This is a genomic window from Amycolatopsis sp. cg5, assembly GCF_041346955.1.
Classification (GTDB): Bacteria; Actinomycetota; Actinomycetes; order Mycobacteriales; family Pseudonocardiaceae; genus Amycolatopsis.
Genome location: NZ_CP166849.1, coordinates 5856198 through 5878744 on the forward strand (window position 1 = coordinate 5856198; position 22547 = coordinate 5878744).

At 69.6% G+C, this 22547-nt stretch carries 16 protein-coding genes; 9 read left to right on the forward strand and 7 right to left on the reverse strand.

Features of this window, described 5'->3' with window-relative positions; genetic code table 11:
• Positions 1–12 precede the first annotated feature (12 nt).
• Genes AB5J62_RS25895 through AB5J62_RS25905 form a run of 3 tightly spaced genes read right to left on the reverse strand, consistent with a single transcriptional unit; the run spans position 13 to position 6676 of the window.
• Entirely contained in the window at positions 13–4443 is a 4431-nt protein-coding gene (locus tag AB5J62_RS25895; RefSeq protein ID WP_370942528.1) for a hypothetical protein, read from the reverse strand.
• 8 nt (positions 4444–4451) lie between these two features.
• The gene (locus AB5J62_RS25900; protein ID WP_370950339.1) at positions 4452–5192 is read right to left on the reverse strand and encodes a hypothetical protein; all 741 of its coding nucleotides are present in this window, start codon (positions 5190–5192) and stop codon (positions 4452–4454) included.
• Between the two features lie 47 nt (positions 5193–5239).
• On the reverse strand, positions 5240–6676 hold the full coding sequence (locus AB5J62_RS25905) for a hypothetical protein (protein ID WP_370950340.1): 1437 nt from the start codon (positions 6674–6676) through the stop codon (positions 5240–5242).
• A 104-nt stretch (positions 6677–6780) separates the two neighbouring features.
• Between AB5J62_RS25905 and AB5J62_RS25910 the strand changes: the two genes are divergently transcribed.
• The 4 genes from AB5J62_RS25910 to AB5J62_RS25925 all read left to right on the forward strand — a co-directional run bounded on the left by AB5J62_RS25910 (position 6781) and on the right by AB5J62_RS25925 (position 12801).
• Positions 6781–7218: a PPOX class F420-dependent oxidoreductase gene (locus tag AB5J62_RS25910; RefSeq protein ID WP_370950341.1), complete on the forward strand. Its 438-nt coding sequence runs from the start codon at positions 6781–6783 to the stop codon at positions 7216–7218.
• A 247-nt stretch (positions 7219–7465) separates the two neighbouring features.
• Entirely contained in the window at positions 7466–10048 is a 2583-nt protein-coding gene (locus tag AB5J62_RS25915) for a PQQ-dependent sugar dehydrogenase (protein ID WP_370942529.1), read from the forward strand.
• A gap of 129 nt (positions 10049–10177) precedes the next feature.
• Positions 10178–11587: a hypothetical protein gene (locus AB5J62_RS25920; protein WP_370942530.1), complete on the forward strand. Its 1410-nt coding sequence runs from the start codon at positions 10178–10180 to the stop codon at positions 11585–11587.
• Positions 11584–12801, forward strand: coding sequence for a glycosyltransferase family 2 protein (locus tag AB5J62_RS25925; RefSeq protein ID WP_370942531.1), 1218 nt, complete (start codon positions 11584–11586; stop codon positions 12799–12801). Before AB5J62_RS25920 ends, AB5J62_RS25925 begins: the two co-directional genes overlap by 4 nt.
• 48 nt (positions 12802–12849) lie before the next feature.
• Here AB5J62_RS25925 and AB5J62_RS25930 read toward each other — a convergent pair whose 3' ends face one another.
• Positions 12850–13425, reverse strand: coding sequence for a TetR/AcrR family transcriptional regulator (locus AB5J62_RS25930; protein ID WP_370942532.1), 576 nt, complete (start codon positions 13423–13425; stop codon positions 12850–12852).
• Between the two features lie 105 nt (positions 13426–13530).
• Between AB5J62_RS25930 and AB5J62_RS25935 the strand changes: the two genes are divergently transcribed.
• Positions 13531–14406: a sterol desaturase family protein gene (locus AB5J62_RS25935; protein ID WP_370942533.1), complete on the forward strand. Its 876-nt coding sequence runs from the start codon at positions 13531–13533 to the stop codon at positions 14404–14406.
• Here the strand turns inward: AB5J62_RS25935 and AB5J62_RS25940 are convergent.
• Positions 14343–15230, reverse strand: coding sequence for a hypothetical protein (locus AB5J62_RS25940; protein ID WP_370942534.1), 888 nt, complete (start codon positions 15228–15230; stop codon positions 14343–14345). The two genes, AB5J62_RS25935 and AB5J62_RS25940, sit on opposite strands and share 64 nt — an antisense overlap.
• A gap of 22 nt (positions 15231–15252) precedes the next feature.
• On the opposite strand from AB5J62_RS25940, the gene AB5J62_RS25945 reads away from it, so the two are divergent.
• From AB5J62_RS25945 to AB5J62_RS25960, 4 genes are all read left to right on the forward strand, one after another.
• Entirely contained in the window at positions 15253–17592 is a 2340-nt protein-coding gene (locus AB5J62_RS25945) for a caspase family protein (RefSeq protein ID WP_370942535.1), read from the forward strand.
• A 185-nt stretch (positions 17593–17777) separates the two neighbouring features.
• Positions 17778–18917, forward strand: coding sequence for a glycosyltransferase family 4 protein (locus tag AB5J62_RS25950; RefSeq protein WP_370942536.1), 1140 nt, complete (start codon positions 17778–17780; stop codon positions 18915–18917).
• Positions 18911–19591 carry a class I SAM-dependent methyltransferase gene (locus tag AB5J62_RS25955; protein WP_370942537.1) on the forward strand — a complete coding sequence of 227 codons (681 nt, stop codon included), beginning with the start codon at positions 18911–18913 and terminating at the stop codon, positions 19589–19591. Before AB5J62_RS25950 ends, AB5J62_RS25955 begins: the two co-directional genes overlap by 7 nt.
• An 86-nt stretch (positions 19592–19677) precedes the next feature.
• Complete coding sequence (locus tag AB5J62_RS25960; protein ID WP_370942538.1) at positions 19678–20508, forward strand: prenyltransferase; 831 nt, start codon at positions 19678–19680, stop codon at positions 20506–20508.
• An 81-nt stretch (positions 20509–20589) separates the two neighbouring features.
• Here AB5J62_RS25960 and whiA read toward each other — a convergent pair whose 3' ends face one another.
• Positions 20590–21585: a DNA-binding protein WhiA gene (gene whiA / locus AB5J62_RS25965; RefSeq protein WP_091292504.1), complete on the reverse strand. Its 996-nt coding sequence runs from the start codon at positions 21583–21585 to the stop codon at positions 20590–20592.
• Positions 21585–22547 carry a uridine diphosphate-N-acetylglucosamine-binding protein YvcK gene (gene yvcK / locus AB5J62_RS25970; RefSeq protein ID WP_370942539.1) on the reverse strand — a complete coding sequence of 321 codons (963 nt, stop codon included), beginning with the start codon at positions 22545–22547 and terminating at the stop codon, positions 21585–21587. The genes whiA and yvcK overlap by 1 nt, the downstream gene beginning before the upstream one ends.

Here is a 22547-nt window from a genome sequence, read left to right on the forward strand (position 1 = left end):
ACGAGCGCAGGGTCACGAGTCCTTGCTGAAGAGGCGGGTGGCGGAGATGCGGGAGGTTCCGTCGGGGTCTTCGAGGTCGTCGAGCGCGGTGCGGATGGTCGCGTCCACGGACAGGTACTTGCGGCCCGCGCGCAGGTCGGCGTCGTTGCGGAGGCGGACGATGAGCGGGAACTCCGACAGGGCGCCCGCGTCGAACAGCCCCGTCGTGTAGATCAGCTGGACGCCCAGCGCGCTCGCGACGACGCGCTGCAGCTCCAGCAGGTAGCCGGCCGAGGCGCGGCCGATCGGGTTGTCGAGGAACAACACGCCCGAGTGCCGGTTGCGCATGCGGCCGCGGTTGTTGGCGCGCAAAGCCGCCAGGGTGCAATACAGGATGATCGCCGCCGTCAGCTGCTGGCCGCCGGAAAACACGTCGCGGATCTCCGAGACGCGCTGGCGTTCGGTGCGGAGCACCGAGTCCGGCTTGAGCATGTCGACGCGGAAGCCCTTGGGGACCGCGGCCTGGACGCCGCGCAGCACCAGGGAGATGCCGTCGCGTTTGACGTCGCGGCCGTCGCTCGTCTTGCCGGCCGCGGCCTCGTCGACGACGCCGCCGAGCGCTTCGGCGAGCACGTCCTCCTCGGGTTCGGCGAAGCGGATGCGCAGGAACTCCTGGCCGGACCAGTCGCCGAGGCCTTCGGGCAGCCGGGAGAGGCGCTGCGCCGAGCGAAGCATGCGCAGCGCGCCGTCGACCATGCCCTGCAAGCGGGCGACGATGCCGGAACGGTGACGATCGATCTGGGCGAGGTCGTCGGTCAATGTCCGCAGACGCGGGCGCAGCGCGACGGCCCACTCGGCCGCGTTGCCGGGCAGCGCGTCGCGCTTGACCGAGATGATCTGCTGCCGGACCGGGCTCGACAGCTTCTCGAAACGCTTGTCGGTCGCGTACTGCGCGAGGTTGTCGGCCGCGGCGCGGACCCGCCGCTCGGCGTCTTCGACCACGCGCATGGCGTCGGCGAGCGAGGTGTTCAAGCGGGAGTACTTGGCCTGCGCGGTTTCGACGTCGCCGTCGAAGACCGACTCGGGCTCGTCGTCGGTGAGCAGGTGCGACAGCGACTCCGCGAGCATCTTGAAGCCCGCTGCGGACGAGGTCGCCGAATCGAGCACGTGCTCGGCTTCGGAACGCCTGGCCTGCGCTTCTTCCCAGACACGGGCGGCTCCGGCCGCTTCTTCTGCCGCCGCGTCGATGAGTTCGAGGCCGTGCTCGACGTCGCGGGGGCGGCCGTAGTGCTCCAGCGACGCCGGCTGCTTCGGGAGCTGGTCGAGTTCGGCGCGCCTGGTCGCGACCTGGCCGATGATCTCGCTCTGCTCGTTCTCCAACGCCGTCACCGCGCGTCCGGCCCTGGCGTACGCGGCGGCGCGGGTCGCGGCGTCGGAGCCGTCGGCGGTCTCCAGCAGCTGGCGGGACCGGTCGCGGATGGCCGGGTCGAGCGCTTCCAAGGCGGCACGCGCGGTGGATTCCGAGCTTTCCGCCTGGTCCAGCTCGGCGCGCAGGTCGCTGCCGACCTCGACCTTGGCGTACGCGTCGCTCGCCGACACGAAAGTCCTGCGGAGCACGTCGATCGGCTCGTCGGGCACCGGGTCGTCCTCGGAAACCGAGCCGCCGCCGGGAACTTCGGCGAGTTCGGCGCGGGCGCCGCTGGCCGTGCGACGGTGACCGTCGGCCGTGCGCTGCTCTTCGGCGGCCTCGTCACGCTGCTTCGCGGCGCGCGCGCCCGCCATCTCGGCCTCGGCGGAGGCACGTGACGCGATCTCCGCGAACCGCTCCGCCTCGTCCGTCCACTGTGGAATCTTCGAAGCCCGCGCCGCCAGCTCCGCCAGGACACGGGCACGATCGTCGCCGGAGCGCAATTCCCCGCGCAGCAACGGGACCGCCTCGCGCAGGCGGGCGCGGCGGGCGGACAGGTCCTGCAACGACCGCTCCGCGACCGTCACCTCGGTCTCGGCTTCGGCGAGCTCGGTCGCCGCCGCTTCGGCCTCTTCGGCGAGCGTGCCGATCGCGCCGGGCGGGTAGTCCTCACGCCAGGTGGTGAGCTTCCATTCGAGCGCGGCGTCGTCGCCGACCGCGGCGCCGAGCGCCTCCAAAGCCTTCTGCCGCCGCGAATTCCGGGCCGCGATCGCCTCGCGCTCGGCGTCGGCGGCGTCCTCGTCGTACATCGCGGGGTTCGGCGTGACCAGGAATTCGACCCCGGGGGTGGCGGCGTCCTCCTTCATCGCCGCGGTCGTCGACACCGGCAGCACGACGCGGGGCAGCAGCTTCGCCTCGGCCAGCGCGGCCTTGGCGCGCGGCAACTGCTTGGCGTCGTTGACCAGCACGCCGCCGACCAGATGCGGCAGGTCGGCGAGCACCCGCGCGCGAGCCGAAGCATCCATTGTGGACAGATAGCGCCAGCCGGACCAGGCCGTGATTCCGGCCTTCTCCAGCACTTCCAGCGCGGACTGGACTTCCGGCGGCGCGGGCAGCAAACCGCCGTCGCCCAGCGCACCCAGCGCACGCTCGTCGATCGACTCTTCGATGCGCAACGCCGTCTGCTCACGCTCGGCCTCGGCACGAGCTTCCTTGAGCCGCTTCAGCAGCGCGGGCGTGTCCGTCTCCAGCTGGACGTTGTCGCCGCCGAGCAGTTCGAGCAGGCGCGGGTGCGCGGCGAGGCTGTCGGTGCGCCGATGTGCGGCCGACAGCTCTTGTGCGGTCCGTTCGGCCCGCGAGTGCGCCGAAGAAGCCTTCTGCTGCACGCGATGCAGCTCGGTCTGTGCCTCGCTGTACTCCTCTTCGGCGTGCGCCAGATCGGCCTCACGTGCCGACAGCTCACCGATCGCGTTCTCCGACCGCGTCTTGGCCTGCTGCGCGGCCGTCGCCAGCTCGGCGGCGTCGGTCAGCAGCCCGTCCTTGACGGCCTGGCGGACCTCCGCGCGCACCTCGTCGATCCGCGTGGTCAGCTGCGCGTGCTCCGCGCGGTGCTTCGCGGCCGTGCTCGTCGCCTCGTCGCGCTGCTCCTGCGCTTCCGCCGCCGAAGCGAGGGAACGCTCGGCGCGGTCTTGCGCGGTCTGCGCCTGGTCACCGGCTTCGGCGGCCAGCGCGAGCAACCCTCTCGCCAGCGCGACGGCGGCCGCGTTTTTGGCTTCCAGCGCGGGTTTCGCGGTCTGCTCGCGCTCCCCCACCAGCGCGCGGATGTCGGCGGCCTTGCGGACCGCGTTGGCGTGCGCGAGCACTGTGCCGGTCTCACGCCAGGCCTCGGCGCCCGCGCGGGCTTCGGCGAGTTCGGCGTCGACGCGCTTGCGTTCCTCGGTCGCCGCCGCCAGCCGCAGGTCCGCGACGACCCGGCGCAGTTCCGTGACCACCGCGGCGAGCCTGCGGTGATCCCCTTCGGCGAGCTTCTCGGCGTCGCGCGTCTCGCCGACGTGCGCTTCGAGGCCGTCGAGCCGCTCGGACTCCAGCCGGTGCCGCGCGGTGACCGCGCCCGCGAGCGTCTGCGCCTCGGCGCGCGACTTCTCGGCGAGCTTGCGCGACGCGGCGGCGATGCCCTCCTCGTCGGACAGCGGGGCCAGCAGATCGAGCGCGCCGGCGACGAAGTCGCGCTCGGCCAACAGTTCCCCGCGCTGGCTGAGGTTGTGCGCGTAGGTCTGCACGACCTCGGCGAGGTCACGCGGGTCGTCCTCGGCGATGACGGCCTTGAGCAGGAACTCGACGAACGCCTCGTCGCTGGTGAACGCGAACGCGTCCGCCGCCTCACCCTCACCCGCGTTCATCGCGCGCTGGTAGCGGAACAGCTCGGTGTCGAGGCCGAGCGCGTCGAGCCGCTCGGTCCATTCGTGGTGTCGCCGCGTCCAGGCGAGTTCGAGCTCCGGCTCGGCCATGTGCGCCGCGACCAGCTTCTCCTGGAACGCGGACATGGTCAGCAGGCGGCCGTCGACGGTCAGCGGCAGCGTGTCGAGACCGAGCGAAGTGCTGGGGTGGAAGCAGAACCACGAGTCGATGAGGTTCGCCGGGTCCGAGGACGTGACATGCCCGCGCCACTCGGAGACCTTGCCGGTGATGATCCGCGCGCCGGTCTCGGTGTGCTGCCATTCGAGCACGACGTGCGAAACGTCCTTGGCGCTGACGAACTTTTCGAGCACGCGCGTGTTCGTCGTGCCGACGACCTGGCGGCGGCCGGGCAGCATCACCGAGAAGATCAGCTTGATCAGCACGGACTTGCCGCCGCCGTTCTCCAGGAACAGCACGCTCGCCGGTGACGGGCGCCGCGGCAGCCCCTGCTCGGCCGAGTGGATGCCGGCGCTGAACAACGCGTCCTGCGTCGGCGCCTTGACGATCTCGCCGACGTCGCTGAAGTCCAGCAGCACGTCCTGGTACCGGGCACCGGCCGGGCCGATGGAGTGCAGGCGGACCCTCGAAAGTTCGTACATGCCCGCCTCTAGAGTGTGTCCGAAATGGACGGTCGAAGGGTGCCGGCGCCGTCGCCGACCGAGACCACGTTCAGCGCGAGCAGCTCCTCGAACGCGCTGTCGGCGGCGAGCTCGCGCACCTGCACCTGATACCGCGGGGTGGTCCGGTACGTGCCGCCCTGCTCGGTGTTGACCTGCACCAGGAACCCTTGCTCGGCAAGGAAACGCAGCGCCCGCGAGACCATGCCGCGGGTGGTGTCCGACGCCAGCCGACCGTCCTTTGTGGCCGCCGCGGCCGGGCGGCGGGCGTACGCGCGCCAGGCCTGCTCCAGCTCGGGCGCGTCGGACAGCGGGTCGTTGTTCAGCTCCGCCTTGGCCGCGCGCTCGTCGAGGATCCGGCAGGCCTCGCGGACCACGCCGTCGACCTGTTCGACGCTCACCCGGCCGATGTAGGTGTCGTTCGCCAGGTCGTCGGGACGCGGATAGCCGAGCGACGCGGTGGCCAGGTGCACGATGCCGTGCAGCACCTTCTCGGTCTCGCGCCGCTCGCGGATCTTGCTCTGCCGCGCGTACGAGTCCATCTTGATCTCGAAGACCGACTCGTCGGTGGCCGCGAGCACCGCGCCCGACATCACGCTGACGTCGAGCACCATCAGCCCGAGCCCGGCCGCGACCGAGTTCGTGAGCTGCTTGAACGCGCTGTCCTCGCCGTAGCGCCGCACCAGGTCGGCGTACACGACGTCGCGCCCCGGCAGCTGCTTCGGGCGCATGCCGAAGGAGATCAGCCTCGCGGCCGCTTCGGCGTCTCCCTGGACACTCACGCGCTTTCCTCCCTCTCGATCCACGCTGACGCCAGCAGCAGGTCCGCGCCGCCGAACTCCGGGTCGTCCAGCACCAGGCCGTCGTCGACGGCGATCAGTGCCCGATCGTCGCCCTGGCGGACCGCGGCCGCCACTTCGGGGCTGTAGGCGTACAGCGCCCGCAGCGCGACGAGCCGCGCGAGCTGCGGGTCGATCTCCCTGGCCTCGGCGATCAGGCCGGACAGCCGCCGCGGCACCTCGGGCAGGTCGAGCAGCTCGTCGGCCTGGCGCCACTGCTCGTCGCTGTAGTAGTCCAGTGTCTCCGACGGCACGAGCTCGGGCTCTGGCACCTCCCCGACCGTCTTGTCGCGGTCCGGCGCGGGCCGCAGCAGGAGCGAGACCAGCGAGGACAGCGACGGCACGACCGGCACGTCCAGCCCGGACGCGCCGTGGAAGAACTTCTCGACCGGCGCGACGGCGTCGGCGATCGGCAGCTCCAGCGTCGGCACCAGCAGCTGGCCGAACAGATCGATGGTCGCGCGCTGCGGCGGCCCGGAGAACTGCTGGCGGTCCTGCTCGGCGCGGAAGGTCGCGCCCGCCGCCTGCAGCCGCGACTGGAGCTGGGTGTGCCGGGAGATGCAGTCGCCGACGATGTCGACCAGCTCGGCGGCCCGGCGCTTGCGGTCGGGGTCCTCGGCGTCGTCGCGGGCGGTGGTGATGTTCTTCAGGATCGCGTTCTCGGCGCGGAAGCGGGCCTCGATGTGGGTGAGCGCCGAGTCGAGCAGCTCGGGCATCTCCTTGTCCCAGTCGACGGCACGCACGTCGCGTCGGGTGGCGTCGAGCTTCGAGCGCAGCGTCTCGCCGTACTGGACCGTGCGGTACCGGGCCTGCTCGGCGGCGAGCTTGGCGTCGGCGAGACGGCCGCGCTGGATCAGGTTCTCCAGCTTGACCTCGGCGGCGATCTGCGCGGACTCGACGTCGGTGTCCAGCGCGCCGACCAGCACGTTGATCGCCTCGTCGCTGGCGCGCAGGTAGACCTCGCCGTCGGGCGCGGCCAGCTCGACCAGCAGCTTGAAGTCGAACGCCCGGCGCTGATAGCGGCCCTGCGCGTCCACGCTGCCGTAGACGCGGCGGAAGCCGCGGTCGGCGGTGCCGACGTTGATCAGGTTGTCGAGCACCCACTTCGCGACCCTGGTGTGCTCGGCGGCGGAGCGGCCCGGCGCCTGCGAGGCGATGAACGGCTGCAGCCTGCGGACCACCTCGTGGTGGTCGGCGCCGGTGTCGAAGTCCATCGCGATGGTGACCTGGTCGATCGTGTGCAGCGCGATCTCGGCCATCTGGTAGACCGTCGCGTCCGCCCAGTCCAGCAGCGCCTTGCGCGAGTCCAGGTCGTGCAGGGGCGCTGTGCAGGCGAGCGCCTTCAGGCGACGGGCCAGGCCCTCGTCGCCGACCATCAGCTCGGTGTCTCGCACAGCGGGCCAGGTTAGTCGCCGCCACCGGCACTCCGCTCGGGTGACCCACGCGCGGACGGGCGAAACTCACGGTAGCGTCCGTGATCATGCGCGAGATGAGCCGGGACGAGTGGTGGCGTTTCGCCACCGAGGGCACGCGAACGGGCAAGCTGGCGATCGTGCGCGCGGACGGGCGCCCGCACGTGACGCCGATCTGGTTCCTGCTGAACGAGACACCCGACGGCGACGAGATCGTGTTCAACACCGGCAAGGAATCGCTCAAGGGAAAGGTCCTGCGGCGCGACCCCCGGCTTTCCCTGTGCGTGGATGATCAGAAACCGCCGTTTTCCTACATCCAATTCAGCGCCATCGCGACACTGCACGAAGATCTCGCGGAAATGTACCGGTGGGCGAGAGATATCGGTGGCCGGTACATGGGGGCCGACCGCGCCGAGGAATACGGGAAGCGAAACGCTGTTCCGGAGGAATACCTGGTGCGCGCGAAGATCACGAAGGTGATCGCCAGCGCGGGGATCGCTGACTGACAACCGGGTTCGTCAAGCGGCCACGGGGCTGACCGGCTGGTCCGTCCGGTGGCACTCTGTCCGGATTCCACCGAAAGTCGCTCACGAAAAGTAAGCGCTTTCCGTTGCTATTGACACATCACTCGCGAAGGTGTGTGATCTGTCCCATAGAAAGGAAACTTTCTTAACTAAACGTGTGGGCTGATAACCCGCATCCGCCGGTGCTCCACCCTCCGTCGTACCCCGGATATCTACTTAGGAGGCCTCCGTGGCACCCCGTCCACACTGGCGCGCGTTACTCACGTGCGCGGCCGCAGCGGCGACAGCTGTCGCGCTCGCGCCCGCACTCCCGGCTTCGGCCGCGCCCGTCGACTACCAGTCGGAATCCGCGACGATCGGCCAAGGCGTCGTCGAGTCGAACCACGCGGGTTACACCGGCAGCGGGTTCGTCAACTTCGACAACGTCACGGGCAGTTACGTCGAGTACTCCGTGAACGCCGCGCAGGCCGGCTCGTACAAGCTGACGTTCCGGTACGCCAACGGCACCACGGTCGACCGGCCGCTGGCGGTCACCGTCGACGGCGGCAACGCGGGCACCGTGTCCTTCCCCGGCACCGGCGCGTGGACCACGTGGGTCACCAAGGACCTCACCGTCAGCCTGACCGCGGGCGTCAACAAGATCCGCACCACCGCGACCACCGCCAACGGCGGCCCGAACGCGGACAAGATCTCGCTCGACTTCTCCGGCCCCGCCGACAGCGAACCGCCGTCCGCGCCGAAGAACCTGACGATGAGCAACCTCAAGCCGACGGCGGCGACCTTCACCTGGGAGGCGGCCACCGACAACGTCAAGGTCACCCGGTACGAGATCAACCGCGGCGGCAACGTGCTCAAGGTGGTGGACGGCAACACGCTGTCCGCGACGGTCGACAACCTGACCGCGAACACCGACTACGACGTCTCGATCGGCGCGTTCGACGCGGCGGGCAACGCCTCGCAGCAGAGCAACGTCGTGCAGTTCAAGACGCCGCCGAGCAACGACACCGAGCCGCCGACCGTGCCGGGCAACCTGCGCTCGACCGGCGTCACGGCGAACAGCGTCTCGCTGGCGTGGAACGCCTCCACCGACAACAGCGGCACCGTCTCCGGCTACGACGTCTACCAGGGCGCCACCAAGGTCGCGAGCACGAACACCCTCGACGCGACGGTGACCGACCTGGCCGCGAACACCAGCTACACCTTCACCGTCAAGTCGCGCGACCCCGACGGCAACACCTCGGCGGCCAGCAACGCGGTGACCGTGAAGACCACCGGCGGCACGAGCGGCGCGGGCGGCGTGCCCGAGTACGACAAGGACATCGCCAAGGTCGACCTGGCCTGGGCCGTGGACTTCCTGCCGGACGGCTCGGCGCTGGCGACCGAGCGCGACCGCTTCGAGATCCTCAAGATCACCCCGTCCGGCCAGAAGACCACGCTGGGCAAGGTCCCCGGCGCGGTCGGCACGAACGGTGAAGGTGGCCTGCTGGGCCTGGCGATCTCGCCGAACTGGGCCTCCGACCACGCGATCTACGTCTACCACACGGCTTCCGGCGACAACCGGATCGTGAAGATGACCTACGACGGCACCACCCTGTCGTCCACCTCGACCCCGGTGCTCACCGGGATCGCGAAGAACCGCTACCACAACGGCGGCCGGATCAAGTTCGGCCCGGACGGCAAGCTCTACGCCACCGTCGGTGACGCCAAGAACGGCGGCAACGCGCAGAACAAGAGCTCGCTCAACGGCAAGATCCTGCGGATGAACGCCGACGGCTCCGCGCCATCGGACAACCCGTTCTTCGCCACCGGCGGCAACGCCCGCTACGTGTGGAGCTACGGCCACCGCAACCCGCAGGGCATCGCCTGGGACTCGCGCGGCCAGCTGTGGGCCGCCGAGTTCGGCGAGAGCAGCCAGGACGAGCTGAACCTGATCCAGAAGGGCGGCAACTACGGCTGGGACGGCTGTGAAGGCACCATCGGCGACTGCGGTGGCTCCATCGCGCCGAAGAAGACCTGGTCGACCTCGTCCGGTGGCCCCTCGGGCATCACGATCGTCAACGACTGGATCTACATCGCCGCGGTGACCGGCACCCAGCTCTACGTCACGCAGATCAACGCGGCGGGCAACGGCGTCGGCACCGTCAAGTCCGTCTTCGGCGGGCGCTGGGGCAGGCTCCGCGACGTCGTCAAGTCGCCGGACGGCGGCCTGTGGCTGACCTCCAGCAACAACGACAAGAACGGCGGCACGCCGAGCACCATCGACAACGTGGTGGTGCGGCTGAAGTTCCCGGGCGGGACCGACCCCGGCCCCGGCACCGGTGACTTCGCGCTGACCAGCACGGCGTTCAAGGACAACGCGACCATCCCGACCAAGTACACCTGCGCCGGTGACGGCGTCGCCGGTCAGGACGTCTCGCCGCCGCTCGCCTTCGGGCCCGGCACCACCGCCGCGAAGGGCTACGCGATCGTCTTCGCCGACGTCGCCAACAGCGGCAACAAGCTCCACTGGGCGATCTGGGACATCCCGGCGTCGGCCACGGGGCTGCCCGAAGGTCTCGGGTCCGGCTTCACCGTCCCGAACCAGAACGGCGCCAAGCAGAAGGCCATGGGCAGCGGGGCGAACTCGCAGAAGTTCTTCGGCCCCTGCCCCGGCGGCTCCAGCCACCCGTACACCTTCACGCTGTACGCGCTGAAGTCGGCGACCGTGCCCGGTATCACCTCGAGCTCGACCATGGCGCAGATCGAGACGGCCATCAAGGCCAACTCGTCGGCCAACGTCAAGCTGCGCGGCAACTCGAACGCCGGCACCTGATCGACGGCCGGGGTGACGCGAGGGCGAACCCGTCATCCCGGCCGTGACCACCTTGGTCTGTGACCAGCACGTCAGCCCCCTGGACGCACTTCCAGGGGGCTGACGTGCTTCTTGTATTGTTCGCGCATCATGAAGGGGATCTTGCGGGGGCATTGGCCGTTCCTCATCGTGCTCGTGTCCGGCCTGGTCCTGCGCGTGCTGACGATGGCCGCGTACTACCCCGCGTTCTGGTTCCAAGGCGACAGCGGCGCCTACCTGAAGGCCAGCGGCCACCTGGCTCCGGGAAACGGGCCGAACACCCTCGGCTACCCGCTTTTCCTGGCGATCTTCCGCCCGTTCGGCTCGCTCGCGCTCGTCTCCGCCGTGCAGCATCTGCTCGGCCTCGGGCTCGCCGTGCTGATCTACGTGTTCCTGCGGCGCCGCGGCCTGCCCGGCTGGCTGGCGGTGCTCGGCGCGACGCCGACGCTGCTCGACGGGCACCAGATCACTCTGGAGCACTACCTGCTCGGTGAAGCGGTGTTCACCGTGCTGCTCACCGCGTCGATCATCATGCTGCTGTGGAACGATCGGCCGACTTGGCTGATGTGCGCGGGCGCAGCCGCGTTGCTCACCGGCGCCGTGCTGACCAGGACGGTCGGGCTCGGGATCTGCGCGCTCGTGCTGCTGTACCTGGTGATCCGGCGCGCCGGGCTGAAGCAGGTGCTGGCGTTCGGGCTGACCGTGCTGGTGCTGATGCTCGGCTACCTCACCTGGTCGAAGGCGACGAACGGGCACTTCGCGCTGAGCACCGCGCAGGGCCGCTACCTCTACGCCCGCACCGCGATCGTCGCGGACTGCTCGAAGCTGGACCTCACCGACGAGCAACGTCCACTGTGTCCTCGCGAGCCGCTCGACCAGCGGCCCGAGCGACCTGACTGGTACCTGTGGGTTTCGCCGGTACTGAAGGACTACGGCCCCGAACGCGACGACATCCCCGGCGGGTTCGCGAAGGCCGTCATCACCCAGCAGCCGCTGGACTACGCGGGTTCGGTGCTGTCCGACCTCGGCAAGTACCTGCTGCCGGGACAGCAGAACTACGGGCCGTCGATGAACTGCCTGTCGTCGTGGTGGCTCATGCCCGCGGATCTGCGCGACACGGTGGCGAAGGAAGACCGCTGCAAGCCGTTGCTCGCGGACGGTTCGAGCTTCGCGAACGAGCCGTCCCCGTCCCAAGTGGAGCCTTCGGCGCTGCGTGAGTTCCTTTCCTGGTACTCGAAGCACGTCCAGACCCCGCACACGGCACTCGGCATCGCCGTGCTGCTGGGCTTGTTCGCTTTGGTGTTCCGCGTGCGCCGCGGCCGCTGGCGCGACGGGCTCGACGCGGCCCTGCTGGTCGGCACCGGGCTGGCGCTGATGGCCGTCGCGGTGGCGACGTCGATGTACGAACCGCGCTACGGCGTCCCCTCGATCACCCTGATGGCCGTCGGCGCGACGCTCGCGGTCCACCGGCTCCGTGGCGCCTCGGCGCGCGCGGAGTCACCTGAGTTGGAGAAGGTGTGAACCACAACCTCGAAGTGACCGTGCTGCTGCCCTGCCTCAACGAGGCGGAGACGCTCGCCGTCTGCGTGACCAAGGCCGTCAAGTGCCTCGAAGAGCTGGGCGTCGAAGGCGAGGTGCTGGTCTCGGACAATGGCAGCACCGACGGCTCCCAGGAGATCGCCGTCCAGTGCGGCGCCCGCGTCGTCAACGCCCCGATCCGCGGCTACGGCGGCGCGCTCATCGCGGGCATCGAGAACGCCCGCGGCAAGTACGTCATCATGGGCGACGCCGACGACTCGTACGACCTCGGCAACCTCGGCCCGTTCATCGAGAAGCTGCGCGCCGGCCACGACGTGGTCATGGGCAACCGGTTCCGCGGCGGCATCGCGCCCGGCGCCATGCCCGCGCTGCACAAGTACCTCGGCAACCCGGTGCTGAGCTGGCTCGGCCGCAAGCTGTTCGGGCTGCGCGAGGTCGGCGACTTCCACTGCGGACTCCGCGGCTTCAACCGTGACCGCGTCCGCGCGCTCGACCTCTGCATGCCCGGCATGGAGTTCGCCTCGGAGCTCGTGGTGCGCGCGGCACTCGCGGGCTACGACCTCGTCGAGGTCCCGACGACGCTCAAGCCGGACGGCCGCTCCCGGCCGCCGCACCTGCGCACCTGGCGTGACGGCTGGCGTCACCTCCGGTTCCTGCTGGTGTTCGCGCCGGGCAAGACGTTGGTGGGCCCCGGTGTCCTGCTGTTCCTGCTGTCGCTGATCGCGACGGTCGCGCTGACCGCGGGTCCGGTGACGATCGGCAGCGTGCGCTTCGACCTGGCCGCGCTGGTGTACGCGAGTTTGGCGTTGCTGGCGAGCGTGCAGCTGCTGCTGTTCGGCGGCTGCGCGAAGCTGTACGGGCGGGCCAACGGGTTGATCAAGGACACCGGCTCGCGGCTGCTTTCCCTGATGCGCCTTGAGGTTCTGCTCGGCATCGGCGCGGTGCTGCTGCTCGGCGGGCTGATCGGCTCCGGGTTCGCGGTGTCGATGTGGGGCTCGGCCGACTTCTCCGACCTGCGCCCCGAGGAGATCATCCGCGTGGTCATGCCGTCGGCGACGGCGATCGCGGTCGGCATCGTGTGCGTGTTCTCGGGACTGCTGGCGAGCCTGCTCACGCTGCGTACCGCGCAGCGCAAGCCTGCGGCGGTGACCGACGAGGAGATCCTCGCCGAGGCCGCCTTGGAGCTCGGAGCTTAAAGGGTCGTGAGTGGTATGGCCGGTTAGAACCGGCCATACCACTCACGACTACCAGCCGAAGAGGTTCTTCATGATCCGGGCGCAGCGCTCGGTCATGGCCTCGGCGTCCTCCCCCGGCTGGTCGATCCACCAGCTGATGAGTGAGTCGACGACCCCGGTCCACACGTGCGCGATGGCCTCGATGTCCTGGTTCTCGGTGAGCCCGCGCGCGTGCATGAGCTGCGTGGCGCCGATCAACGCGAACGCGTCCAGCCGCGCGCGGTAGTCGCGCACCGCGTCGCCGATCTCGCCGACCGTCGGCAAGCTGTTGTCGCGCAACAGTTTCCAGGCGTAGCGGTCGTGGTCGAAGGTGCGGAAGATCCCGCCGAGCACGGCCAGCGGCATCTGCTCGGGCTCGCCGCCCGCCGCCATCGTCTCGGCCACGCCCTGGGTCAGCCGGTCGCCCGCGCGGTGCAGGCATGCCAGGTACAGGCCGTCCTTGGACCCGAAGTACTGGTACAGCAGCGGTTTCGTGACGCCGACCAGTTTCGCGATGTCCACCATGGACGCCCCGGCGTAGCCGTTGCGGCCGAACTCGTCCGTGGCCGCGCTGAGGATGAGCCCCTCCCGTTCGGAACGGGGCATGCCTTTCGTCCCGACGGACCTTGCCTCTGCCACCGCGCTATCTTACCCTGGGGTAAATGACCTGAGGGTAAGTTACCGTAGAGTCACATCCGAAGGGGTGATCCCATGGCGGAGTTCCTGGCCCATCTGCGTGACCCGGTGCTGTTCGCGACGCCGGTGTTCCTGCTGTTCGTCGCCGTCGAGGTGCTGGCCGTGCACGTGCTCGGGCACGACGACAACGTGGTGGGCTACAGCGCGAAGGACACCAGGACCTCGATGGCCATGGGCACCGGCGCGCTGGTGGTGAACGGGTTCTTCCGGGTGGTCATGCTGTTCGTGTTCGCCGCGATCTACGAGTTCGCGCCGGTCAAATGGGATCCGCGCGACTGGTGGACCTGGGTGATCATGCTGCTCGGGCAGGAGCTCGTCTTCTACGCCTATCACCGCGCGAGCCACCGCGTGCGGCTGCTGTGGGCCGGGCACCAGGTGCATCATTCGAGCGAGCACTACAACTTCTCGACCGCGCTGCGGCAGAAGTGGACGCCCTACTTCCAGCTGCCGTTCTGGTCGATCCTCGCGTTCGCCGGCATTCCGCCGTGGATGATCCTGACCGGTCTTTCGATCGACCTCGTGTACCAGTTCTTCGTGCACACCGAGAAGATCGACAAGATGCCGCGCTGGTTCGAGTACGTGTTCAACACCCCGTCCCACCACCGGGTCCACCACGGCAGCGACGCCGAGTACCTCGACGCGAACTACGGCGGCATCCTGATCATCTGGGACCGGATGTTCACCAGCTTCGTGCCCGAGGGCAAGCGGCCGACCTACGGGCTCACCAAGAACATCGAGACCTACAACCTGCTCAAGGTCGGCTTCCACGAGTACGGCTCGATCATGCGCGACGTCCGAGCCGCGAGCACGTGGCGCGCGCGTCTCGGTTACGTCTTCGGGCCGCCTGGCTGGGAACCCACGGCGGCCCCGACCGCGGCTTTGGTGAGGTAGAAGGTCGCTTCGTGCGGCTTCGCGCCGTTGTCGACGGTGTAGCCGCTCTCCAGGACCCCGTCCGCGCCGGGGAACAGCGCGGTGAGGTCCGGGCGCGCGGCGACCAGGTCGTCGCGATCGGCCAGGTTGACCCATCGGCGGACGTTCCCCGGCACGTGCGGGGGCTGGGGCCGCGTGCGTTCGTACACGACGGTGCGCAGCCCGAGCGGCGAACCGAGCGTGACCAGCAGCGGCAGCGGCCGGTCCAGCCGATGCGCCGCCTCGTACGCGACGACCGAGCCGAGCGAATGCCCGATGATCACCTCGGTCTCCGGCCCGATCAGCTCGGCGACTCGAGCCTGCGCGCGCTCCCGGATCTCGTCGTCGGTGAGGTACAGCGTGACCTGCCGCAGCGCCTTGACGATCACCCGTTCGGCGAACGCGACCCCGAACCGCGCGAACGGCTTCACCCGCACGAGTGCGTTCAGCACCGGTCGCATGGCCGCGCGAACACCCTGCTGCTCCCCCAGCTGGCCCGCGAGTTCCCGTTGGGCCAAGACGTCACCGGACTCGGCGGCCCTGGCCAGCCACTCCCCGGCCAACGCGGCGGCGAACGCCTCGTCGTCGAGCTCGTCGGCCGAGCCCTGCTGATCGGCTTTGGCGAAAACATCGCCGTAGAAAGCCATTCGCGCCTCGCCGGGCCCGTCGCGCCACAACCGGTCCGCGACCTCGGGATATCCGGCCGTGCGGACACCGCCCGCCAAGCTGGGCAGCCACTCGGCTTCGAGTGTGTCCGCCGACTTCTGCTCTTGGGCAATTCCGTGTACAAGCACGATCCGGGCCACGACGCACAGTATCGTGATCGTCGTGGGAGAGCGGCTGGCTTTGGTGATCGCGTCACAATGCGACTCGTTGAACCGGCTGTCGTTTCTCCCGAAAGCCGCGCACGAGGTAGCCGAGGCCCTGCTCGACCCCGAAATCGGCGGCTGCGTCCCCGCCGCAGGCACAGGCACCCTCATCGACCCGACGATGGTCGAACTCGACGACGCGCTCGTCGACGCCTTCGAGCGCGCCTCGGACAACGAGTCGACGCTGTTCTTGGCGCTGGTCGGCCACGGCGACTACGCGGCGGACGACTTCTACTTCCTCACCCGCGACGCCCAGTACCCGCCGGACAGCCGCAAGTCGTACCTGCTGGCCCAGCGGATCAAGGAGTTGTTGAGCCGGTATTCCCTGCTCGACGGCCTGGTCATCCTGCTCGACACCTGCCACGCGGGCATCGCGGCCGTCCAGGCGGCCGAGCGCTGGTCCCGCATCGTCGGCGCGGCGGGCAAACGCTTCGAGGTGCTGACGGCGTCCGACGACCGCACCGCCGCGAACGGCTGCTTCAGCCTGTCGCTGGCGAAGATCCTGCGCTCCGGTCACCCGTCGCTGGGTGAACGACTCCGCTGCCCCGACCTCAAACGGGTGATCTCCGGTCACTGCCCGGCCCAGACGGCGGTGCATCTGGCCTTCGACGGCACCTGGCTGACTCCTAAGGGCGACGAAGGCCTCTGGCTGGCGCGAAACACGTCAGAGGCTTGGCAACCCTTGCGAGGCAATCCGGCGGCTGAGGAGATCGCACGTCTTACCAAGGGTTACCTCCCGACTCGTGAGCTGCGCGAGGTTGTGAGCAAGGTGCTCGGTGGTGCCCGCTGCGTCCAAGTCACGGGTTCGGCCGACGAATCCGCGACGTTGCTCGCCGTGCTGGCGCGCCCCGTGGTCGCCGGCCGTTCGGTGCCCACCGATTTCCTGGACGCGATCGTGTTCGCGGTGCCGGGCCAGACCTTGGAACAGCTCGCCGAGGAACTCGGCCGCCAGCTGGCCCGCGCTGTGCCCGAGTTCGCCGAAGCCGACCGGCCCGAGCTCAGCGCCTTCGACCGCCACGTGCTGGAACCACTGCGTGCGCTCGTCCGCGACGAACCGGTTCGCCTGGCCATCGAGGGCATCGACGAGCTGCCCCGGCATGATCGAGAACGGTTGCTCGGCTCCTTGCGGAGGCTGGTGGTCGATCCCGCACTCGGCTGGGTACAGCTCATTCTCGGTGTCGGAGTGTTCGAACCCTGGCCGGACACCTCGACGGTGCGCTTCCCTTACGAACAAGGGCGCTTGCAGGTTTCGAGACCGGACAAGCCGGTGGAACCGCCCACGATCGGCCCGCCGGTGATCACCGAGATCGTCGACGCCGAGCCCTCGGAAGCCGACGAAACCCCCGAAGCCGACCTGCTCGAATTGCTGCGGTTCACCGAGCTTCTCGGCCCGCTGCCGATCGCCGTGCTACTCGGGGCGAGCACACTGTGCGGCGGCCCGGCACGGTTGCCCGCCTTACGCGACAAGCTGTTCTCGCTGCGCGACGAGATTTCAAGGCCGGGCGCGGGCACGCCGGACGAGCACGTCCGGCTCAACCCCGGTTTGCGCGCGAGCATCGGGCGGTTTCGCCGGGTCGGCGACTACGAAGGCACCCTCCGCGTACTCATCACCGCGCTCGGCGCCGCGGACGACCTGCCGTCGCGGCGGTACGCGACCGCCAACGAAGCCGAGCTGTTGTGGATGGCCGATCGCCGGGCCGAAGCGGTCCGCAGCCTCGAAACCCGGGAACTCGGCGTGCCCGTGGAGAACCGGGAACGCTGGGCGCACTGGGCGGCGCGAGTGGACCAGACAGTGGGCGCGAACGACCGATTGGCCATCATCTGCCACGCCCGGCACGCGACCTGGACCGGCAAGGCCGGCGATCCGGCCTTGGCGCTCGAGCGATTCGAGGAGCTGCTCCCGGCCGCGAAGCGGGTACTCACCGCAAGTGACCGGGAGATGCTGAGCATCCGGAACAACCTCGGCTTCCTGTTCTGGGAGCTCGACCGGCCGCAAGAGGCGCTGGCGGCATTCAGGGCATTGGTCGCCGACTGCGACCGGTACCTGGGCGCGACGGATCCGGAGACGTTGCATACCCGCCACCTTTACTGCGTCGCACACGGCAAGTGCGGCGATGGCCCGGAGTCGCTGCGGCTGGCACGGGAACTGCTGCCCGAGGCGATCGACGCGCTCGGAGAGGACGATGAGATCGTCTTGAAGATCGAACACAACATTCTTTTCTGGCGCAACGAAATTGAGCACCCCCCCCCGCTCCGGAAGAGCATCTCCGGCTGCTCACCAAGTCGAGGGGCACATTAGGTGAGCGGCATCCCGATGTTCTCGACCGCTGGTTCACGTACACGCTCGCGCTGCACAAGCACGGCCGGATGGACTCCGCCGTCTCCGAGTTGCGCGCACTGCGCGGGATCACGCTCGAAGTGCGCGGTGAGCACCATGGCGAGACCGCCAAGATCCGCGAAAAGCTGGCCGCATGGGACTGATCGGTGAGCGCGCTACGCATCGCGCTGCTGACGTATCGCGGCAATCCCCGCTGCGGCGGGCAGGGCGTCTATGTCCGGCATCTGAGCCGGGAACTGGTCGCGCTCGGGCATCACGTCGAGGTCGTCTCGGGGCAGCCGTATCCCGAGCTGGATCCGGGTGTCACGCTGACGAAACTGCCGGGGCTCGATCTCTTCGCCGAACCGAATCCGTTTCGCCGGGCCGAACTGCGCGAACTCAAGGCGTTGCCGGACTGGCTCGAGTACGCGGCGATGCGGCGTGGCGGGTTCGGGGAGCCGCTGGCGTTCTCGTTGCGGGCCGCTTGGTACCTGAGGCGCCGGGATTTCGACGTCGTGCATGACAACCAGGGTCTCGGTTATGGGCTGCTCGGGACCGGGCTGCCGGTGCTGGCGACTGTGCATCACCCGATCGCCATCGATCGGGAGCTGAAACTCGCCGCCGGGCAGGAAGGTGTCGAGCGATGGTACGGATTCGTCGGCATGCAGCACAAGGTCGCGCGCCGGTTGCCGAAGATCTTGACGGTCTCCGAAGCCTCGAAGAAGTCGATTCGCGAGCACATGGGGGTGGACGCCGAAGTCGTGCCACTGGCCGCCGACACGCGGATTTTCAAGCCCCGTCCCGACATCGCCAAGGTGCCCGGCCGGATTGTCACCACAGCGAGCGCGGACGAACCGTTGAAGGGGCTGGAACATCTGCTCGCGGCGCTCGACTCGCTGCCGGACGCGGAACTCGTCGTGGTCGGCAAGCGCAAGCCCGCCGGGCCTCGGGTGCGGTTCGTCAGCGGGCTCGGTGACACCGAGCTCGCCGAGCTGATCGCCAGTGCCGAAGTCGTGTGCGTGCCGAGTCTGTACGAGGGGTTTTCGCTGCCGGCGGCCGAGGCGATGGCGTGCGGGACGGCGCTGGTCACGACCACGGCCGGTGCGATTCCCGAGGTCGTCGGTGACGCGGCGGTGCTCGTGCCGCCCGCCGATCCCGGTGCGCTCGCGAAGGAGCTGCTGCGTGTGCTGACCGACGGCGAGCTGCGGGCGCGGCTCGGTGCGGCCGGGCTCGCGCGGACCGCCACGATGAGCTGGGAGGCGACCGCCCGTGAGACCGTCCGCCACTACCGGGACCTGATGTGCTGACCGTGGACTTCCGCCGGTTCGGGCGGGGCGACCGGGTGCTCGACCTCGGCTGCGGCGACGGGCGGCACGCGTACGCGGCGTGGCGGCACGGGTCCGATGTGGTCGCGGTCGACGTGGCCGACGCCGAGGTCAAGCATGTGCGGGACAAGTTCGACGAGCTGACGCGCGAGGGCGGGCCGCGTGGACTGGCCGTGCGCGCGAACGGCCTGGCGTTGCCGTTCTCGGACGGCAGCTTCGACCGGGTAATCGCCGCCGAAGTGCTCGAACACGTCCACGCCGACCGCGCGATGCTGGCCGAGGCGGTGCGGGTGCTCGCGCCGGGCGGGGTGCTGGCGGTGACCGTGCCGCGGTGGTGGCCGGAACGGGTCTGCTGGGCGCTTTCCGAGGAATATCACCAGGTCGAGGGCGGGCACATCCGGATCTACCGGCGTCGTGAGCTGCTCGGCCGCCTGCGCGAGGCCGGGCTCGAACCGTTCGCCGCGCATCACGCGCACGCGTTGCATTCGCCGTACTGGTGGCTGAAATGCCTGGGCGAGAACAGAATCACCGAGGCGTACCACCGCTTTCTGGTGTGGGACATCATGAAGGGGCCCCGATGGGTGAAACTGCTCGAACGCGCGTTGAACCCGGTGCTCGGCAAGAGCCTCGTGCTCTACGCTCGCAAACCGCGCTGACCATCGCGGCCACCCAGTGGCCGACCGGCGGAATCCCTTGGGAGACAGGCAAAGCGCTCGACCCGTGGTGTCACGTCGAGGCCGCCATGGGACTCGACGTCGCCGGGTTCCACGCCGAGGCCGAAGCCGCGTACATCTGGCTGGCCGCGAACCAGAACCCGGACGGTTCGTGGTTCGCGGGCTATCACGAGACCGGCCCTTCCGACAGGGCACTCGACGCCAACTTCACCGCGTACATCGCCGTCGGCCTCGCGCTGCACACCCGGTTGCATGGCGAAACCCTGGCCGTTCAGCTGTGGCCGACACTCGAACGCGCCATCGGCTTCGTGCGGCGGCTGCAACGTCCCACCGGCGAGATCACCTGGCGTGTCGGCTCGAAGATCGCCCTGCTGACCGGAAACTGCAGCATCCACCACGCCGTCCGGCTCGCGAGCGCGCTCGCGACCGCGCTGGGCCGTCCCCGGCCGGCGTGGGACGACACGGCGAACCGGCTCCGGCTCGCGATCAGCTGCCCCGGCCTGTTCGAGCCGAAGCCGCATTCGATGGACTGGTACTACCCGGTTCTCGGCTCGGTGTTCCCCGAAACCGCGCTGGCCGCCGACTGGGACCGGTTCGTCGTGCCGGGTCTGGGCGTGCGGTGCGTGCACGACCAGCCGTGGGTCACCGGCGGTGAGACCAGCGAACTCGCGTTGACGCTGGCCACGCGTGGCCGCCTCGCGGAGGCGACCACGCTGCTGAGGCAAGTCGAGCGGCTGCGGCACGCCGACGGCTCGTTCTGGACCGGCTACCAGTTCGAGGATCGCGTGCTGTGGCCCCAAGAACGCACGACCTGGACCGCGGGCGCCTACCTGCTCGCGGAAGCGGCCGTGGCCGGAAACCCCGCCGTCCACGCGATTTTCGGTGAGACCGGGATTTAGCGGGCTTTACTCCGCGGGATAAAGCCCGCTAAACACCGCGGAGTAAAGCGGGCTTTATCCCGGGGGACAAAGCCCGCTCGGTCAGGCGTCGGCTTCGTCGTCCTCGAGCATGTCGGGCGTGACGGCGGACTCGGTGTCCGGGATGCCCTGTTCCTTCGCGCGCTTGTCGGCCATGGCCAGCAGGCGGCGGATCCGGCCCGCGACCGCGTCCTTGGTCATCGGCGGGTCGGACAGCTGGCCGAGTTCCTCCAGCGAAGCATGCCTGTTCGACAGCCGCAGTTTTCCGGCCGCCAGCAGGTGATTCGGCGCGGAGTCGCCCAGGATCTCCATCGCGCGCTCGACGCGAGCGGCCGCGGCGACGGCCGCGCGGGCGGAACGGCGCAGGTTCGCGTCGTCGAAGTTGGCGAGGCGGTTGGCCGTCGCCTTGACCTCGCGGCGCATGCGGCGCTCTTCCCACTTCAGCACGCTCTTGTGCGCGCCGAGCCTGGTCAGCAGCGCGCCGATCGCGTCGCCGTCACGCACGACGACCCGGTCCGCGCCGCGGACCTCGCGGGACTTCGCCTGGATGCCCATGCGCCTGGCCGCGCCGACCAGGGCGAGCGCCGCTTCCGGGCCGGGGCAGGTGACTTCCAGCGACGACGAACGGCCCGGCTCGGTCAGCGAGCCGTGCGCGAGGAAAGCGCCGCGCCACGCGGCTTCCGCGTCGGCGACGCCGCCGGAGACGACCGCGGCGGGCAGCCCGCGGACGGGCCTGCCGCGCTGGTCGATGAGCCCGGTCTGCCTGGCGAGGCCTTCGCCGTCCTTGACGACGCGCACGACGTACCGTGTGCCCTTGCGCAGCCCCGAAGACGAGATCACGTGGACGTCCGAGTGGTGCCCGTACAGCTCGTGGATCTCCTTGCGCAGCCGCCGCGCCACCGATCCGGTGTCGAGCTCGGCTTCCACCACCACCCGGCCGCCGACGATGTGGAGGCCACCGGCGAACCGCAGCATCGAAGCGACCTCCGCGCGACGCGGCCCGATCTTGGTGATCTCCAAGCGGCTGAGCTCGTCCTTCACCTCGGCGGTCATCGCCATTACTGCCCCTCCATGCTGTTCAAACCGAGAGCTTCCCGCACGCAGGCCGCCAGCGCATCAGGATCATGACGCCCCACCACGGCCAGGTCGGCCACGTCGGAGAGGAGCGCACGAGCACCGAGTGCTTCGGCCGCGCGGCGCAGCCGGGCCGGGGTGGGCACCGAATCGCGGTCGGCGATCACGGCGTCCACCCGGAGTTCCGGAGCGTGCTGGAAGAGTACGTCCAGGTGCTGTTCGGGCGAGAAGCCCGCTGTCTCACCCGGTTGGGGGATGAGATTGAGGATGACCACCTTCGTGGCCTTCGTGCGGACCAGCGCGTCGTGCAGTTCCGGCACCAGCAAATGCGGCAATACGCTGGTGAACCAGGATCCCGGGCCGAGGAAGACCACGTCGGCGTCGAGCACCGCGTCGACCGCCTGTGCGCACGCCTTCGGCGGCTCCCCCGGCCGCCGCGCGTTGTGCAAACTGATCCTTTTCACCTGACCGGGTGTCGTCGCGACCGCGACCTGGCCCCGGATCCGGCGAATCGCCGCGTCGTCCTCGGCGTCGAGCCCGGAGACCTCGGCGTGGATGTCGAGCGGTTCGGCCGACATCGGCAGCACGCGGCCGGTCACGCCGATCAGCCCGCGCACCTCGTCGAGCGCGGCGACCGGGTCGCCGAGCACCTCGAAGAGCCCGGCCAGCAACAGATTCCCGACCGCGTGGCCGGCGAGCGCGCCGTCACCGCCGAAGCGGTGCTGGAACACCTCCGCCCACAGGGTGCCGCCGTCCTGCGCGGCGAGCGCCGAGAACGCCTGCCGCAGATCGCCGGGCGGCAGCAGGCCGAGCTCGCGGCGGAGCCTGCCCGACGAGCCGCCGTCGTCGGCGACGGTGACGATCGCGGTGACCGCGGTGGTGACCCGCCGCAACGCCGTCAGCGTCGCGTGCAGTCCGTGTCCCCCGCCGAGGGCGACAGCGTTCAA

Bases quoted from the DNA above. Each gene is read 5' to 3' on its own strand.
- AB5J62_RS25895 (WP_370942528.1), bottom strand. From the start codon at position 4,443: ATGTACGAACTTTCGAGGGTCCGCCTGCACTCCATCGGCCCGGCCGGT.
- AB5J62_RS25960 (WP_370942538.1), top strand. From the start codon at position 19,678: ATGGGACTCGACGTCGCCGGGTTCCACGCCGAGGCCGAAGCCGCGTAC.
- AB5J62_RS25935 (WP_370942533.1), top strand. From the start codon at position 13,531: ATGGCGGAGTTCCTGGCCCATCTGCGTGACCCGGTGCTGTTCGCGACG.
- AB5J62_RS25905 (WP_370950340.1), bottom strand. From the start codon at position 6,676: ATGGTCGGCGACGAGGGCCTGGCCCGTCGCCTGAAGGCGCTCGCCTGC.
- AB5J62_RS25930 (WP_370942532.1), bottom strand. From the start codon at position 13,425: ATGCCCCGTTCCGAACGGGAGGGGCTCATCCTCAGCGCGGCCACGGAC.
- AB5J62_RS25920 (WP_370942530.1), top strand. From the start codon at position 10,178: ATGAAGGGGATCTTGCGGGGGCATTGGCCGTTCCTCATCGTGCTCGTG.
- AB5J62_RS25910 (WP_370950341.1), top strand. From the start codon at position 6,781: ATGCGCGAGATGAGCCGGGACGAGTGGTGGCGTTTCGCCACCGAGGGC.
- AB5J62_RS25900 (WP_370950339.1), bottom strand. From the start codon at position 5,192: ATGCGCCCGAAGCAGCTGCCGGGGCGCGACGTCGTGTACGCCGACCTG.
- whiA (WP_091292504.1), bottom strand. From the start codon at position 21,585: ATGGCGATGACCGCCGAGGTGAAGGACGAGCTCAGCCGCTTGGAGATC.